The organism is Bacteroidota bacterium (assembly GCA_016194975.1).
In the GTDB taxonomy this organism is placed as follows: domain Bacteria; phylum Bacteroidota; class Bacteroidia; order Palsa-965; family Palsa-965.
On record JACQAM010000003.1, the window covers coordinates 256,321 to 272,567 of the forward strand.

General features: G+C 45.6%; 7 protein-coding genes. 1 reads left to right on the forward strand and 6 read right to left on the reverse strand.

Annotation, left to right across the window (positions count from 1 at the left end; all coding sequences use genetic code 11):
- Positions 1-11: 11 nt before the first annotated feature.
- From HY064_01740 to HY064_01765, 6 genes are all read right to left on the reverse strand, one after another.
- Positions 12-2,522 carry a T9SS type A sorting domain-containing protein gene (locus tag HY064_01740; GenBank protein MBI3509356.1) on the reverse strand — a complete coding sequence of 837 codons (2,511 nt, stop codon included), beginning with the start codon at positions 2,520-2,522 and terminating at the stop codon, positions 12-14.
- Positions 2,523-2,571: 49 nt separating this feature from the next.
- Positions 2,572-3,615, reverse strand: coding sequence for a PorP/SprF family type IX secretion system membrane protein (locus HY064_01745; GenBank protein MBI3509357.1), 1,044 nt, complete (start codon positions 3,613-3,615; stop codon positions 2,572-2,574).
- 42 nt (positions 3,616-3,657) lie between these two features.
- On the reverse strand, positions 3,658-6,759 hold the full coding sequence (locus tag HY064_01750; protein ID MBI3509358.1) for a gliding motility-associated C-terminal domain-containing protein: 3,102 nt from the start codon (positions 6,757-6,759) through the stop codon (positions 3,658-3,660).
- A gap of 330 nt (positions 6,760-7,089) precedes the next feature.
- Positions 7,090-10,617 (reverse strand): gliding motility-associated C-terminal domain-containing protein, encoded by a 3,528-nt coding sequence (locus HY064_01755; protein MBI3509359.1) that lies wholly within the window; start codon positions 10,615-10,617, stop codon positions 7,090-7,092.
- A gap of 428 nt (positions 10,618-11,045) precedes the next feature.
- On the reverse strand, positions 11,046-11,684 hold the full coding sequence (locus HY064_01760) for a hypothetical protein (GenBank protein ID MBI3509360.1): 639 nt from the start codon (positions 11,682-11,684) through the stop codon (positions 11,046-11,048).
- 58 nt (positions 11,685-11,742) lie between these two features.
- Positions 11,743-13,578 carry a M2 family metallopeptidase gene (locus HY064_01765; protein ID MBI3509361.1) on the reverse strand — a complete coding sequence of 612 codons (1,836 nt, stop codon included), beginning with the start codon at positions 13,576-13,578 and terminating at the stop codon, positions 11,743-11,745.
- A 184-nt stretch (positions 13,579-13,762) separates the two neighbouring features.
- Here HY064_01765 and HY064_01770 point away from each other — a divergent pair, with 184 nt between their 5' ends.
- The gene (locus HY064_01770) at positions 13,763-16,195 is read left to right on the forward strand and encodes a TonB-dependent receptor (protein MBI3509362.1); all 2,433 of its coding nucleotides are present in this window, start codon (positions 13,763-13,765) and stop codon (positions 16,193-16,195) included.
- Positions 16,196-16,247 lie beyond the last annotated feature (52 nt).

Sequence of the window (16,247 nt, forward strand, 5' to 3'; positions counted from 1 at the left end):
AAAAGAATGATCTACCGTTGTACGGAGATCTGCTCTACATGCTGCTCATTCGCTGTATTCAGCTTCACCAGGTAAAGTCCGGATGAAACATTACCGAGATCAATCTGTTTGGTGAATCCGGCCGTTACATTGCTCTCTAATGAAGAATAAATAATTCTTCCCTGCACATCGGTGATCGTGATCTGCACGTCGCCCACATTTGCATTCACAGAAAGTGTGAACACACCTGAATTCGGATTCGGAAAAACAGAAATTCCATTGGCAAAATTCTGCTCCGCTATTCCGGTGCACGCATTCACACTTATGGTAAACACCTGTGAATTCGAACAACCAATCGAATCGGTATAACTGTAAGTTAGAATCTGCGGACCAACTCCGGCTGTTGTGGGATTAAAATTATTTCCTGATACGCCCGGGCCCGTCCACGTTCCGCCCGCAGGAAGCCCGGTGAGAGAAACAAGTCCGTCATTCACACAGGGTGTCATGTTGGAAGCCGAGAGTGTGAGATTCGGTATCGGGTTGATCGTAACATTCACCGCATCATTTCCGGAGCAACCGTTTGCATCAGTTACGACAACAGAATAAGTTCCTGATGTATTGACAGTGATAGTTTGTGTAGTTGCAGAAGTTCCCCACAAATAAGTACTTCCCGGATTCTGCGCATCGAGCAAAATATTTCCACCGCATTGGGTTGTATCATTACCAAGATTTACAGTTGGCGGATTATTCACAGTGATGAGTTGTGTTGCAGTACTACTGCATGATCCATTGGTCCCGGTAACCGTGAAAGTTGTAGTTGCTCCGGGGGTAACGGTGACCGATGATCCGGATAAATTTCCAGGCATCCACAGGTATGCACTAGCTCCCCCTGCGATCAACGTGGTTGAACTTCCGGAACAGATTGTGGGATTAATGGCCGAAACAGTGACTGTTGGTGTGGCGTTGACTGTGATGAGTTGTGTTGCAGCACTACTACAACCGAGATCGGTTCCTGTGACCGTGTACGAGGTTGTTGAAGAAGGAGTGACCACAACAGTTGCTCCTGACAGATTTCCGGGCATCCAGTTGTAAGCAGTTGCCCCGCTCGCGGTAATGGAAGTTGAATCGCCGGAACAGATAGCAGAATTAGTTGTTGTGGTGGTTACAGTCGGCGTCGGATTAACAGTGATAAGTTGTGTTGCAGTACTACTGCACCCGGATGATGTTCCTGTAACGGTATAGGTTGTTGTTGACGAAGGAGAAACTGTGATCGTTGTTCCGGATAAACTTCCCGGCATCCACGAGTAGGTTGTTGCACCGCTTGCTGTAATGCTTGTTGGATTTCCGGTACAGATGGTTGCACCGGTAGTAGTTGTAGTAACTGTAGGTGACGGATTGACCGTAACTGCCAATGAAGATGGAGTACCTGATCCGCAGGAGTTGCCCGGGGTCACCGTAATATTTCCAGAAGTTGAACCGAACGTAATTGAAATGGAAACCGTTCCCTGTCCTGAATTAATTGTTGTTCCTGACGGAACGGTCCACGTGTAAGAAGTTGCGCCGCTCACTGAAGAAATAAAATAAGTTCCGCCTGATCCTGCACAAACAGAAGAAGAACCTGTGATACTTCCGGCCGGAGAAGGAACTCCCGGAGAATAAGTGATGATCACTTCCCCATTTCCAGATTGAAAACCTGCAGTATTAGTTTGACTTGTTCCGGAATTAAAAGAACCACCACCACCACCGCCATCAAAAGAAGAATTGTATCCACCACCGCCGCCACCGGAATATCCGCCGCCGCCGCCGCCATTTAAATTTCCCCAGATCGTTGCTCCACCACCACCGTAACCACCATCAGCACCCATGCCAGCGCATCCTGATGCTGCCCATGTTCCACCAGCACCACCATTGAGAAAACTCCTTCCCTTTGTTCCGTTGCAAACACTACCACTTCCATCGGCTCCATTCATACAACCACTTCCTCCTGCTCCACCCGTGCTGTATGTGAGTGCGCAATTTCCACCATCGCCACAATATCCTCCACCACCGGCGCCACCATATCCGCTTGCACCACCACCGCCGCCACCACCGCTGCCACCTGCTCCACTACTTGATCCTCCAACTCCATTTGTTCCTGAAGTTCCGGATTGACCCGGAAGTCCATTGGTAGAATTTCCACCACCACCACCGCCACCGGAAGCAATCAATAAAGTTGATGTGGTTTGATCATAAACAAATGATCCGCCGCCGCCGCCACCGGAATTACCAGTAGAAAGTCCGCGTTGTCCAACTAAAATTGTGATGACATCACCGGGAGTTACATTGCAGGTTCCAACTATTCTTGCTCCTAATCCACCGGGATTAGCAGCGACGCCTGCGCCGCCTTGTGCGCCTTTTGAATCGATAGTAATTGCATTCACGCACGAAGGAACGGTGAACGTTTGTGATGCTCCTGTGTAGCTGAACGTAACGGAAGTCTGTGAAAATAAATCTGCGCCTGAAAAAAATACAAGTGCAGAAAAAAGGAACAGTGATTTTTTCATTGGGGTAAAAATTATGTTGTGAATTGGGGAAGAGAAAAATACTATTCGATCAATTAAAGAATCCCTTGTTCTTATTATCGCCGGTGTTTGTCATCATATATCTGAGGGATAATTCAAATCCGCCCCTCGATTTACTTGCTACAGTCAGGTTTGATAAGTTAACATCATAACTGAATCCAATACGAAGTGTATTCAATTCATAAGCAGTTACAATATTCAATGCATCACCGAAACGATAATATCCACCGAGAACAAATGCAGCAGGATTTTTTCTACCGGTGTAATGAGAGGCTTCCTGCATAATATACTTCACGAGCATTCCGGTATTTATTTCATGGTGCCCGCCTTGTATCATAATAATATATCCCGGTTCAAGTATCAGGCTGTAATTTTTCAAACCGATGTCAGCATTTCCGTGCGCGACCATTTTCATTGGCAATCGTTTATCAGTATTCCCATAAAAAGAGTAAACGGGCTGATTGATGTGCTGCACTGAAAATCCTGCATTCATGGTTCGCTGATCATTTGAGCTTATTGTTGCGTGGCCTTTGCCGTAAAACCATGCGAGTCCTGCGCCCATATCAGCATACGTGCGATTGGAAAAAGTAGTGGGCTCCATCGAAGGCGCATTGAGATCGAGAGCGCCGCCAACGTATTGATTGTCCCAATAGAATTTATCATAACTCAAACTACGCTGTCCGAATCCTCCATAAATACCTGCCGACAATAAACTATTATCGCTTATTGCGAGTACACCTGATAAATGAATCTGTCCTGTTGTTGTTCCCATCGCTCCATCTCCGGCACGGTCAGAGAAAAAATCGAGGCCGACCCCGGCATGGCTTCCATTTGATTTTTTCATAAATGCGGCATCCGTACTCACATTAAAAGTTTTGAAAGGATTGTTCGTCACACTTCTCCACTGATCTTTGTAATTAATGACCGCCATAAAATCATGTGCAAGTCCCGCCATCGCCGGATTCAGCAACAATGGTGTTTCCGACAATTGCGAAAAGTGAATGTCCTGTGCGCTGGAAAATAAAGGGAGGATCAACGCAACAACAGCAGTGAAAAATATCCGGTTCTTTTTCATATTATTTTTTTGTCTTTTCTCATCATTGTTCGCCAATGAAAATTATTTTACCAGGGAGACATTTCCTTTTTTGTCAATTTGTGTCCCGTCTAACAATGATCCCCTGATCACGTAGGTGAATACAGCATTCTCACACGGAACTCCACGCCACACTCCATCCCATCCGTAAGCCGGATCTGTACTGTGGAAAACACGTTCACCCCAGCGATTGTAGATCGAGAAATCCATTGTCTTAATACAAGCGCCACGCACATACAGAATATCGTTCTGTCCGTCGCCATTCGGTGAGAATGCATTCGGAATAAATACTTCACCGCAGAGTATGTCAACAAAAACCGTAACCGTGTCTGTGGCTGTGCAACCAAGTGAATCGGTAACGGTCATTGTGTAAGTTGTAGTTACCGTTGGTGATGCAACCGGGTTCGCACAAGTAGTGCAACTCAATCCTCCTGCCGGAGCCCAACTATAATTTCCTCCACCGGTTCCGTTCAATTGCGTGGATTGTCCGAGGTTGATCGTTGTAAAAATTCCCGCATCCGGGTTGAGTGTACTCACACTTCCTACAATAACCTGCGAGAGCACCGAACAACCTGATGCATCAGTAACGAGACAAGTATAAACTCCGGAAGAGAGACCAGTTGCTGTTTGAGTTGTTTGTCCGTCGCTCCACAAATAAGTAAAAGGTGCATCTCCGTTGGTTGGGTACACCGTTGCAGTTCCATCATTGACAATGCAACTTGACACGGAAGTAGAAGTACTATCATTGATCGTATTCACAAAAACTGTGACCGTATCATAACTGGTACAACCACCAACAACAATGACCTCTACTACATAAGTAGTAGTGACAGTTGGAGTAACAGTAATGTTGTGAGCCGAACCGATAATAGTTGCGCCGCTTGTCCACGAGTAGCTGTACCCTACTCCTGTCGGTGTACTGAGTGTGACCGGGCCACTACTGCACAACACGGTATCGTTTCCTGCATTTGCAGTTGGATATGGGTTAACTGTAATAGCAAACGTAGATGATGCAATTGCACACTGATTTATTGCTGTTATAGTTATATTGTAAGAACCCGTATTCGGATACGTCATATCGATCACATTGTTTGCTGTGTCGACAACAACTCCGCCATTGGTGGTCCAGCTGTAATAAGTATTGTTGTTAAACAACGTGGTATACGTATTTGTATCGCCCTGGCAAACAAAATGCGGACCTATGATCGCTGTACTCGGGTTTCCGATCACCACTATTGTATGAATAGGAGACCACGGTCCCGCACATCCGAAACTTGTTTCCTGAACCTGGAAGGTAAGAATGCCTGGACCACCGAGACTCACATAGAGCGAATTTGAGTTGGCGCCGGATGGCGATACAAATGGCACTCCACCATTTATTCCATTACAAGACCACATGTAAGTGGAATTATCAGAATAATTATATGGGGAGAAAAACAGCGCAACAATATCTCCCACGCAGAATGTATCACGCGGAGTGAAGGTCGTGAAATCATACGATGTGATCGTCTCACCATTTGAATGAGGCGCACCTATGGTTACCCTGATCAAACTTCCCAATGAATTATCGGGAACAGTAGAACTGGTAGCAACAACACGCATGTAATTCATTCCAACTGGAATTCCGACGATCGGTAAACTATCCTTACACGGAACATGAACATCAAGTGTTGTATCACCAGTAGCTGCAACTGATCCTAAAATTCCATTGGCACCGATCTGCGCGAAAGTCATGCTACTTAATAATTGCGTTTCGAAAATATTTCCGGGATTGTAAACGGCCGTTGTGTTATAGGTATGCACCGTCACATCAATAATTGAATCCGCACCAGCAGGATCTATTGCGCAATCTGTAACGCAGAAATGAAGATCCTGATGATTATTCGTAGTGATATCACAATGCCCGATACAGAAAGGCCCCCAGGGTGCACCAATGACTGCAGGATTGGAAGAAACAACACGGATATAATAGCCGCAACCCGCAGGAACATTCGGCACTAATCCGCTTACAGAACCAGGGGGAGAACCCAGCATTGGATCATAGGTAGCCGAATTAGCAAATGTTCCGACAATAGGAGGAGCTGCAGCAAAAACTCCGTTGGAATCCGAGAGTTGTGCAGTATAAATATTAGCAGCATTATAAATTCCTGTTGAATAGAAAGGAACATCAATTGCACTTCCTACGCACACCGCATTCGTGTCAAACGTGACCACAGGTTGTAAAGTGGTGATCACATTCGGACAACTGACAATGGAAAAACACGCCGATGCTATTCCCGTAAAAATCGGCGTTGGCGACGTTCGTCTTATTCGGATCTTATAACAATTTCCCGGCCCTGACGAACTGGGAAGTATGATTGCAAAAACGCCGCTTGTTTGCGGATAAAAAATACTGGTCACCCACGCATTGGTGGTATTAAAAATTCCAGTGGGGCCCGAAAGATCGATGGAATAAGTTCCATCGCACAACGTGTCTGAAAGATGCCAATAGATAAAAAGTATTCCTCCCTGGCAAACGGGATTCGGAGAAACACTATCGACCGTAAGTGTTACGTTGTTATTGTAAGTAGCCGCAATATTAATATCATCGATCGCAAATGAAACAGAATCGGCAGATGGCCCCATTGTATTTACCCAGCGGAAACCAAAACGAAGATTACCAACATCTGCGAAGGCAGGATTAGTGATATCTTCATATTGCCATTTGTATCTGTTACCGTACTGGCTCAATCCTATCTGTGTCCACGGCCCGTTATTTACACTGTAATAAACTTCACCGTAAGCAGTAGCGGAACCTTCACACAAATAGAAAAAACTGAAATGAACAGAATCCATTCCCATCGTACACATGCCATTCGTCATGTAAGCAAAGCGATCGGAATTACTGATCGGATCATAATTGCAATTGGTAATTCCGGAAGGAGCATCATGGATGTGAAGATTCTGGCTGTAAGGAGCAAATGAAATTGTTCCGCTGTAAGTGCTGTCCTCGCTCATCGTATTGTGATACGTGGGCGCGCCGGAATACTGGTTGTTAACGATCCATTGATTGTTGCCGAAATTCGATCCCGGGCCATTTCCATTCAAAGTAAAATTGCCGCCGCCGGATTGAAAATCTTCTGACAATAGCAGAACGTTTTGCGCTTGCAAAACAAAACTGCTCATCAAACAAAAACTGAAAATGAAAAGTAATTTTTTCATCATGCTTTTTTTATGTTGAGTTGAACGGAAATGATCATTCCCGAAAAGATGGTTTTTTAAAAAGGGGTGCTTCGGTGTTTGAATCAAAGAGGTAACAATGCCTTTGTTCTGACTTGTGAATATAGAACATTGTTGCTTACGAATACAAAACCAGCCCCTGAATTTTGAGCATTTTTCAATAGTGAAACTAAAATCTCTAATGAGAATGATCCGGGAAATACAGATTACTAATAAAAATGAAGGGAAAATCCGACATCACTTGATCAGGTTCACCGAACCGATGAGCGAATGAGTTGCTCCATTCATATCGGTTGTCACCAGCTTCCACACATAAGTATCTTCCTGGCTGATGTCACTATGACCTTGTACTTTTCCGTCCCAACCTTTTGCGTAATCTGTGGTCGAGTAGATCATGTTTCCCCAGCGATCGAAGATCCACATCTGGAATTTTGCGGGATCAATGCCGGTACAAACAGGATAGAAAATTTCATTGTTTCCGTCGCCGTTCGGTGTGAATGCATTCGGAACATAAATGGTCACATCCGAATCGATACAAACCGGATGTGAGATCGTGTCCGTACATCCCTGCTGGTTCTGGACGGTGAGCAGCACTGTGAAACAATCCGGTGATCCGTATTCGAAAGATGGATTCTCCAGTGAAGAAGCGGATTGATTCACATCACCGAAACTCCAGTTCCATGAATTTGCACCGGTCGAAAGATCGGTGAAATAAATCTGCGGATTCAGGATCGTCGTGGGTTGTGGAGAAGAACTGAAGTCAGCAACCGGTATAGGAGAAACAGAAATATAATTTGTTATTGTTACTGTATTCTGGCACCCATCCACAGATTTCACAGTGAAAATGATCGTGTAATTTCCTGAGGTTGTATAACAATGTAATGGGCTTTGTGAAGTAGAAGTGTTGCTGTCACCAAAATCCCATGTCCATGCAGAGATTACTCCCGGATTCGCTATAGTTGACTGATCGGAAAAATTCACACAAACAGGAACACATCCTGCAACAACATCCGAAGTGAAATTCGCAACAGGAACAGGATTCACTGTTATTGTCACTGAGTTGGAGGCGGTGCATCCATTCGCATCGGTCACTACTGCAGTATAAGTTGTTGTTGTTGCCGGGGTAATATTCTGCGAAGATCCGCTGAGATTCCCCGGTGACCAATTCACAGTGTAAGCAGGAACTCCACCTCCGGAATTCGCCGTGAGTACAGCGTTTTGTCCGCTGCAAATTGCCGTCGGCGCAACAGTAGTTTGTACAGTGAGAACCGGTGGTTCAGTGATCACGATCGTAACCGTGGATGAACATCCGTTCGCGTCTGTGACCATTACCTGGTAAGATCCTGCAGCAATATTGGATGCGCTGTTAGAAGCAGAAACGTTTGGAGTCCAGGTGTAACTGTAAGGCCCTACTCCGCCGGCCTGGTTTACATTGATCACTCCTGTCGATTGTCCGTTGCAGAAAACATTGGTCAAGGCACCGGAAGAAGCAACTACAGTGGCCGGCGCAGTAATGGTGAAGGTTTGTGTTATAATACAACCATTCGCATCCGTGATGGTACACGTGTACGATTGCGCAGTGAGATTAGGAGCAGTTGCCGCATTTCCACCGGAAGGAGACCAGGAATAAATGTAACCGGGAACACCACCGGAAGGATTAACAGTTGCCGATCCGGTATTTCCACCGCTGCACAACTCATCGATCTGCGATGCAGTTGTTGTCAATGCAGTTGGCTCAGTGATGGTGACTGATGAAGTGGTGCTGCATCCATTCGCATCCGTGAGCGTGCACGTGTAAGACTGCGCGCTGAGATTATTTGCACTCGCTGCATTTCCTCCCGAAGGTGACCACGAATAAATATAGGCGGGATTTCCTCCGGCTGCAGTAACGGTTGCACTTCCTGAATTTCCCCCATTGCATAAAATATCTACCGAAGTGAGTGATGCAGTAAGTAAGGGCGGTTCGGTGAGCGTAACCGAATCTGTTGACGTGCATCCATTCGCATCAGTGAGCGTGCAGGTATAACTTCCTGCCGAAAGATTATTTGCAGTTGCATTGGTTCCGCCGGAAGGAGACCACGAATAAGTATAGGGCCCGTTTCCACCTGAAGGTGTAACTGTTGCAGAACCGGTGCTGTTTCCATTACAAAGAATATTCGCAGATGCGGTGACTGTTACAGTTGGCGTACTCGCACCGACCACATTCACCGTTGCTGTTGATATACATCCGTTCGCATCCGTTACGGTCACAACATAAGAGCCTCCGTTCAAACCGGAAGCAGTTGCTCCATTTCCTCCCGTCGGACTCCAGGAATAAGTATAGCCGCCGGCTCCCCCCGCGGCATTAACGGTTGCAGTTCCGTTCGGACTTCCGCAAACAGAAGGCGTAGCGGAAGTGGTGAGCGTCATGGCCGATGGAGAGGTGATGGTGAAGGTTTGTGTTATAGCACAACCACTGGCATCCGTGATCGTGCAGGTATAGTTTTGTGCAGAAAGGTTCGACGCCGTTGCGGAATTTCCACCTGCAGGACTCCAGGAATAAGTATAGCCGCCGGCTCCTCCCGAAGGATTTACAGTTGCGGAACCATTGTTCACACTATTGCACTGCAAGTCCACATGTGAAGCCGTTGTTGTAATAGGCGTGGGTTGCGTGATAGTGATGGTTTGTGTTGTAGTACAACCTCCGCTGTTGGAAGCGGTCACGGTGTAGGTTCCTGCCGGAAGCGAAGAGGCGGTTTGCGCGACAGAAACGTTAGGACTCCACACATACGTGTACGCGCCTGCAGGATTAGGCGTTATGGTGGCACTTCCGTTATTTCCGCCGTTACACGAAACATTCGTTGACGTTTGAGTGGAAGTAGGCGAAGGTGCAAGCGTTACAGCGATACAGGTTTGCGGACCGGGGCCGCAAGCGCTCGATGGAGTGCAGCAAATATTTCCGGGTGTGCTTCCGGCAACAATGGTGATAGTCGCTGTTCCCTGTCCAGAAGTGATGGTGGTACCGGCGGGAACTGTCCATGCAAAAGAAGTCCAGCCGTTTCCATTATAAGTATACGATGCTGTTGCACCTGCGCAAAGTGTTAGGGGTCCCGTAATGGTTCCGCCGGAAGCGGCAGAATTCAGCGTGTAATAGATCGTTCCGTTGAAACGTCGCGGAGTAAAACTTGCTGCGAACGGATAATCTTTTCCTGTTCCGTCTTTCACCTGGAGATCGGCATTCGAAGCGAACACAAATCCAACTGCAGTTCCATTGGTATAATTGACGATTGGCCCACCGGCAGTAGTTCGTGTAATATAAAATGCGACTGTGCACCCAGCGGTGACAGCCACATTCACACTGACCGGAACGTAAGTAGCGAGGTTTGTTCCGAGTCCGGCAACGCTTGCGCTTCCGATGAGTGTCCATGCGCCGGGAGTAGTTGTGAATCCAACATGTGTTCCCACTTTATAATAGATCTCGACGTTCGTTGTGCCGGTGGCCATATTCACATCGAAACAATTGATGGTAATGTTAGAGAGTGCAGTAATATCGAACATGATCCCGCGCTGGCCATTATTCGTGTTGTAAGGAAGAATAAGATTGTTTGTTGACGCGCAGGCGAGCGGTTGATTCGGATTATTATTATTGGCTGCTGGCGTTGGATTATTCGATACGGTCATCGTATCGCCGGTATCCATGATGTAAGTGGAATATGCACTTTGATGTTGCGCAAAAGCAACAGCTGAAAATGCAAATAAGAATGCGAATAGAAATCTATTCTTCATGTGCCCGGAGTGTGTTTCAATTATGCGCTCTCCATGCCACTGGATTAAGCACATTGAAATTTACGCCGTTCTTCTGAAATTTCAAATTATTAGCAATGGAAATGATGAACAGTCTCATGGAAAAATCAATACGACCCTGCATTTTTATCGATGAAGTAATGAATTTTTCCTGTGCAGTTGCTTATTCTGTCGACGGATTAATTGTGAGAATTTGATGAACCGGACGGAAATTCACAACCCCGATGGAAGCACTTTCCCGAACGCGTTCGGGAATAGCGACAGCGGGACCGGAGGTGATTTAATGCCGGTAAGCCGCCGTTCCGAAAAATCATGAAAGAAAACAGGTTGTATTAAAACACAACTATTCCCGGTTAAAAAAAATCCCGCAATCACGATGAATGCGGGAACTTTGATCTCAAAATAAAACGTTACATAGAAGCGAGTTTTGCCAAATCCATCGACTTCGCAATATTTTTTATGTTATCTGTTCCATCCTGGTTACTGGCCTCGATCTGAAGATAGAAACGATAGCCGATGCCGAGCGTGACTGTCGCATCTTTTGTTTTTTTCCTGTACTCTTCCCATCCTGCAATGTCATTATCCATTTTAACACCTTTCGCAATTTCATCGGGAGAATCAATACTCATTCCCATTGCCCACATTGCGGTGAGCCCGGTGTAATAGGAATAAGCTGCATTATAATCGACGATTGAAATGTGGATCCTGTTTCCATTATCATTGGTAAAAGTGACCTCTGCATTCGAAGTGCTCATGCCGGTCATGTTCATAGTTTTGCCCGTCGGTTCCTCACTTTTATATCCATCGATGGCAGTCGGAAGATATTTAATAAGATCTGCGTACGGCATTGCGAGGGTGTCACCTTTTGCGCGACGGTCTTTGAGTTTCTGATCGGCTGCATTGGTAGAAGTCTTGATGTTGTTGTCAAGATTCTTGACATCATTGGCCAATTTCTCAAATGGGTTATTGGTTTTGTCTGCATCTTTTTTTCCACCGCAGGACGCGAAGAGAAATGCAAGAGCGGCAATTGTGATGATGGATTTTTTCATGGGTGTGTTTTTTAGAATGTCAAATGTAATTCGCTTTTTTATTCCGGGAAATATTATTTCAATGCTTTCGTTTTTCAGGCAATGTATATTTTCTGCCTTTATTCGCTTTTTTCAGGTAAGCCATTAAAGGTGCAAAATAATCGAGCATGGGTTTTGCGGTAAGGTCACTCCCTGTTTTCTCACGCAGTAATGTTCTCCAGTCGCCGATCCCTCCAACGCTCATCATTCCGCCAATGAAATTCCCGATCTCTTTATTTCCATAATAATTTGTGAAAGCAGGATTCTGATGCAGAATATTTTTCGCGATGTAGCAATGGAATTGAAACTGAAGTACAGTCGACAAAGCATAATCATAATACTGGCCGGGATCATCAATAATGTGCGTTTTCGTTGCAGCATCGCAATACGTTTCATCTCTCGTGTACGGCGGAACAATTCCCTGTTCTCGCTTCACAATTTCCCACCAGCGCTTGTTGAACTGATCGGCCGGCATATTTTTCGCATACAATTCATATTCGAATTCACTCATTGTTCCCGCCTGCCAGTTAAGCGCCACAATGTAACGCAGCGCTTCTTTCATGAGTGACTGTATCGTATCTACTTTCGCTTTCGGATCAGAAAGTCCGAGTCCGGCGAGAAAAGGTTGCTGCATGGCCGCCATTCCGAACATAGTTCCGAGCGCTTCGTGAAATGCACGATTTGCACCTTCGCGCAAAATGTAAGGAACACCGGGACGCGAATAAGAAAGATAATAATAGATGTGTCCGAATTCATGGTGCGTAGTTTCGTACCAGTGCGCATTCGGCTCTACGCTCATGAGCGAGCGCACATCCTGATCATAATCCATGTGCCATGCTGATGCATGATTATTTTTTTTGTAGCCGGCATCCGGCGGAACTGGGTACAAACTCGATTTCTCCCAGAAAGTTTTCGGCAGTGAAGGAAATCCCATGCTCACATAATAACGTTCCGCTTCCTGCACCACCCATTCGGCATCATACTTCCGTGCGTGAATAATGCTGTCGAGATCGGTTCCTTTCACAGTGACGAGATCACTCCAGTCCTGTCCCCAGCGATTGGGCAACCATTGTGCAGGCAGAAAATCAGGAACAGTTTTCGAATGATATTTTTTTGCGAGCTCGTAGCGCGCCCACGTGTGAAGCTCGCGATACAGCGGATAAATTTCATCATTGATCCCGCGGAGCAAAGTCATCATGGTATCGGCGCTCATTCCGTAATCGGCAACCTGGTAAGAAAAGAAATCGGGATAGTTGAGCCCCTGCACCGTTTTATTGCGCAACTCACGAAGATTTTCGAGAGGAGCGTGAAGAATTTTACCGACCTCTTTACTCGACTCCCATGCTTTCAGTCTTTTATTCGTGTCAAGTTCTGTAATGAGAATTCCGTCAATATCATTGGTGGTGACAGATTTTCCGTCGATGGTATAATTGAAACCGTATAATTTTTCAGAAGCTTCTGTTTCCGCTTTTATTTTTTCCTTCACCACATCGGCAACCGTTTGCGGACTTCCGCCGGCGAAATAAAGAATGTGCTGCAACTGCTCTACCTGCAAAGGTTGAAGTTTGTCTTTCTGCCCGAGAAATTGCTGCGTGAGTTTGATGACCGAAGCTGAGCCCTGGAAAGCAGCGAGATCATTTGCCGAACGTTGCGCTTCATTGGAAGTAGCCGTATCTCCTTCCACAATATGTGTCAATAATTTCCATTGCGCTTCATTCGAAACAATATTGAGCTGACGGTATTCATTGTTATAAGCCGTGAGAAAAGAATCGACCCGCAGCGAAAGTTCTTTATTATCGAATGCGATCGCATTTCCGTGCTGCATGAATAATCCGAGGGCAACCAGCACAACGAGTGAGAATAATATTTTTTTCATGTGGAATTAATTGGAGCGCTAATTTACGAAAGTGAACGGGACACGTGCGAAACAAAAGATCGTGGGTAGTGAGTCCTTTTCTTTTCATCTGTATCTTTATGGATCATTCTGCATTAAGAGGGAAACCGGCACACGATCTCCTGCGGCGAAAAGGATAAGTGGCCGATCACCTCAAACGCTCGTTATGAAAAACCTCCTCTTTATCCTCTCCTGCTTTTTTCATCTCTCCAATTCTTATGCAATCGGTTTCAATGGCTCCGGCATCAGCGGGCGCGTGCTCGACCAGGAAAAGAAACCACTGCAATTCGCGATCGTTACTTTGTTGAATTCCGGCGATTCTTCACTGGCAAAAGGAGCCACCACGGATGAGAACGGGAATTTTTCATTGGGAGAAATAGTTCCCGGAAATTATTTTCTTACGGTGAACCTGGCAGGTTTTGAAAAATTCACGCGCGATTCGATCCTGTTCAGCGAAACGAATCAAACCGTTCTACCCGACATCATTCTTGTTCCGCAGAAAGAAATGAAAGAAGTGACGATCAGCGCCGCGCAACCTTTATTCGAGCAGAAACCAGACATGCTGATCATGAACGTGGAAAATTCACCGGTGAAAATTTCCGGCACAGCGTGGGATCTTATTGCGAAAATTCCGGGCGTGATGATCGATGCGAACAACAACATTACACTTCGTGGAAAACCGGGAGTGGCCGTTTATTTCGATAACAAGAATACTTACCTGGGAGGAGATGCGCTGGTGAATTATCTCCAGAATATTTCTGCAGCAGATGTGATTTCGGTACAGATCATTTCTAATCCTTCTGCAAAATACGATGCACAGGGAACGGGTGGCATTCTCAATATCGTTACAAAAAAAGGATCGCAACTCGGATTCAATGGCAATGCCCGGGCCGGGATCGCTGAAGCATTTTATCCGAAATACGAAGGAGGGTTCGGTTTTAATTATGCAAAAGAAAAATTCAACGTCTATGGAAAATACGATATAGGCCGGCGCGATAACATTGAACGATTTTACATCAACAGGAATATTCCCTACAATAATATCACGACGAACTATAACCAGTTCAGTTCGAAAAAAAATCAACCGCTCGGACAAACAGTACGCCTGGGCGCGGATATGTACGCGAAGCACGGCATTACGTGGGGCGTGCGCACGGAAGGATCGCTATCGAACGAAAAAAACTTTGCAACCAATACCACTATGCTTTCAACAGTTGGTTCCGATACTACAATGGGGCTTTACCAGGGCAATACGGAAAATAATATTTTCCAGAACCTGAATGGAAATATTTATTTCGACCAGAAACTGGATACACTGGGAACAGAATTATCTGCAAGCGCCGATGCGCTTTATTACAACATCGATAACACTTCTGATTTCACGCTGAACACTTACGACAATTCCGGAAACGAAATTTCCCCGACGGCTTATTCGAGAATGAATACGCATTCCAAAATGAATATTTATGTGGAACAAATGGATTACACAAAACCGTACGGAAAAAAATACAAACTGGAATCGGGAGTGAAGAGCAGCTACGTAGCAACAGACAATACAATGAAATTCGAGAACGAAGTAAATAGTACCTGGGAAAATGATACCACGAAATCGAACCAGTTCATTTACAAAGAAACTATTCTCGCTGCTTATGCAAATGGTTATGCCACTTACGGCAACTGGCAATTCGAAGCCGGCCTTCGCGGAGAACAAACCATCTCCGACGGAAATTCGCCGACGGTGAACACGCATCTCACGAAAACTTATTTCCAGCTTTTCCCCAGTGTTTTCATCCTGCAGAAATTCGGGAAACACAGTGCAATGAATTATACATATTCACGCCGGGTGAATCGCCCCGACTACATGGATCTGAATCCTTTCGTTTCTTACCTCGACAGGTACACTTACGAAAAAGGAAATCCTTATTTGCAACCGGAGATCGTGAATAATGCGGAGATCACTTATTCATTCATGGATGCACTCACTGTTACTGCCGGCGGAAGTCTCGTGAGCAATGCGATGACTGATGTTACTCAGCAGGAAGATGCAACCGGAATTGGTTATAAAACAACAGTGAACCTGAAAACAGTTCAGCATGGTTATCTCGGATTTTCTTGTCCCGTTCCTATTGGTAACTGGCTGATGATGGAAAATGATTTCAATTATATGTATGATCGTTATTCCTCGGTGCTGTACGGAACAACCATTGACAACAGGAATAATACATGGACCGCGTCAAGCAATCTCACCGTTTCTCTTCCAGGTAACTTAAAATTCCAGGCATGGGGATGGTACAATGCTCCTGCTACGTACGGAATTTTTCACATGAAAGAAAGATGGGGAACCGGTGCAGGAATTTCCGGAACGTTCTGCAATAAACAGCTGAATGTTTTGTTGAATGTTTCTGATATTTTCCGCTCGAACGGAATGCGCGCTACCATAAATTTCCAGAACCAGGATATGTCGCTTCGTTTTGTTCCGGAATCTCCGCGGGTGTACCTGCGCGTGCGTTACTCATTCGGAAATTCAAAAGCAACAAGAAAAGCAGAAACGAAAACAGGCGCCGATGAATTGAAAGACAGAACAGGTGGAAATAAATAGCGACAGTTGTCAGCAGCAGTAAGCAGCCTGCCCGGCGAATCGAAGTGCAGGC

What these genes read in the sequence shown, in the direction of transcription:
- HY064_01770 (MBI3509362.1), top strand. Translation starts at nt 13,763, where the DNA reads ATGAAAAACCTCCTCTTTATCCTCTCCTGCTTTTTTCATCTCTCCAAT.
- HY064_01760 (MBI3509360.1), bottom strand. Translation starts at nt 11,684, where the DNA reads ATGAAAAAATCCATCATCACAATTGCCGCTCTTGCATTTCTCTTCGCG.
- HY064_01745 (MBI3509357.1), bottom strand. Translation starts at nt 3,615, where the DNA reads ATGAAAAAGAACCGGATATTTTTCACTGCTGTTGTTGCGTTGATCCTC.
- HY064_01740 (MBI3509356.1), bottom strand. Translation starts at nt 2,522, where the DNA reads ATGAAAAAATCACTGTTCCTTTTTTCTGCACTTGTATTTTTTTCAGGC.
- HY064_01765 (MBI3509361.1), bottom strand. Translation starts at nt 13,578, where the DNA reads ATGAAAAAAATATTATTCTCACTCGTTGTGCTGGTTGCCCTCGGATTA.
- HY064_01755 (MBI3509359.1), bottom strand. Translation starts at nt 10,617, where the DNA reads ATGAAGAATAGATTTCTATTCGCATTCTTATTTGCATTTTCAGCTGTT.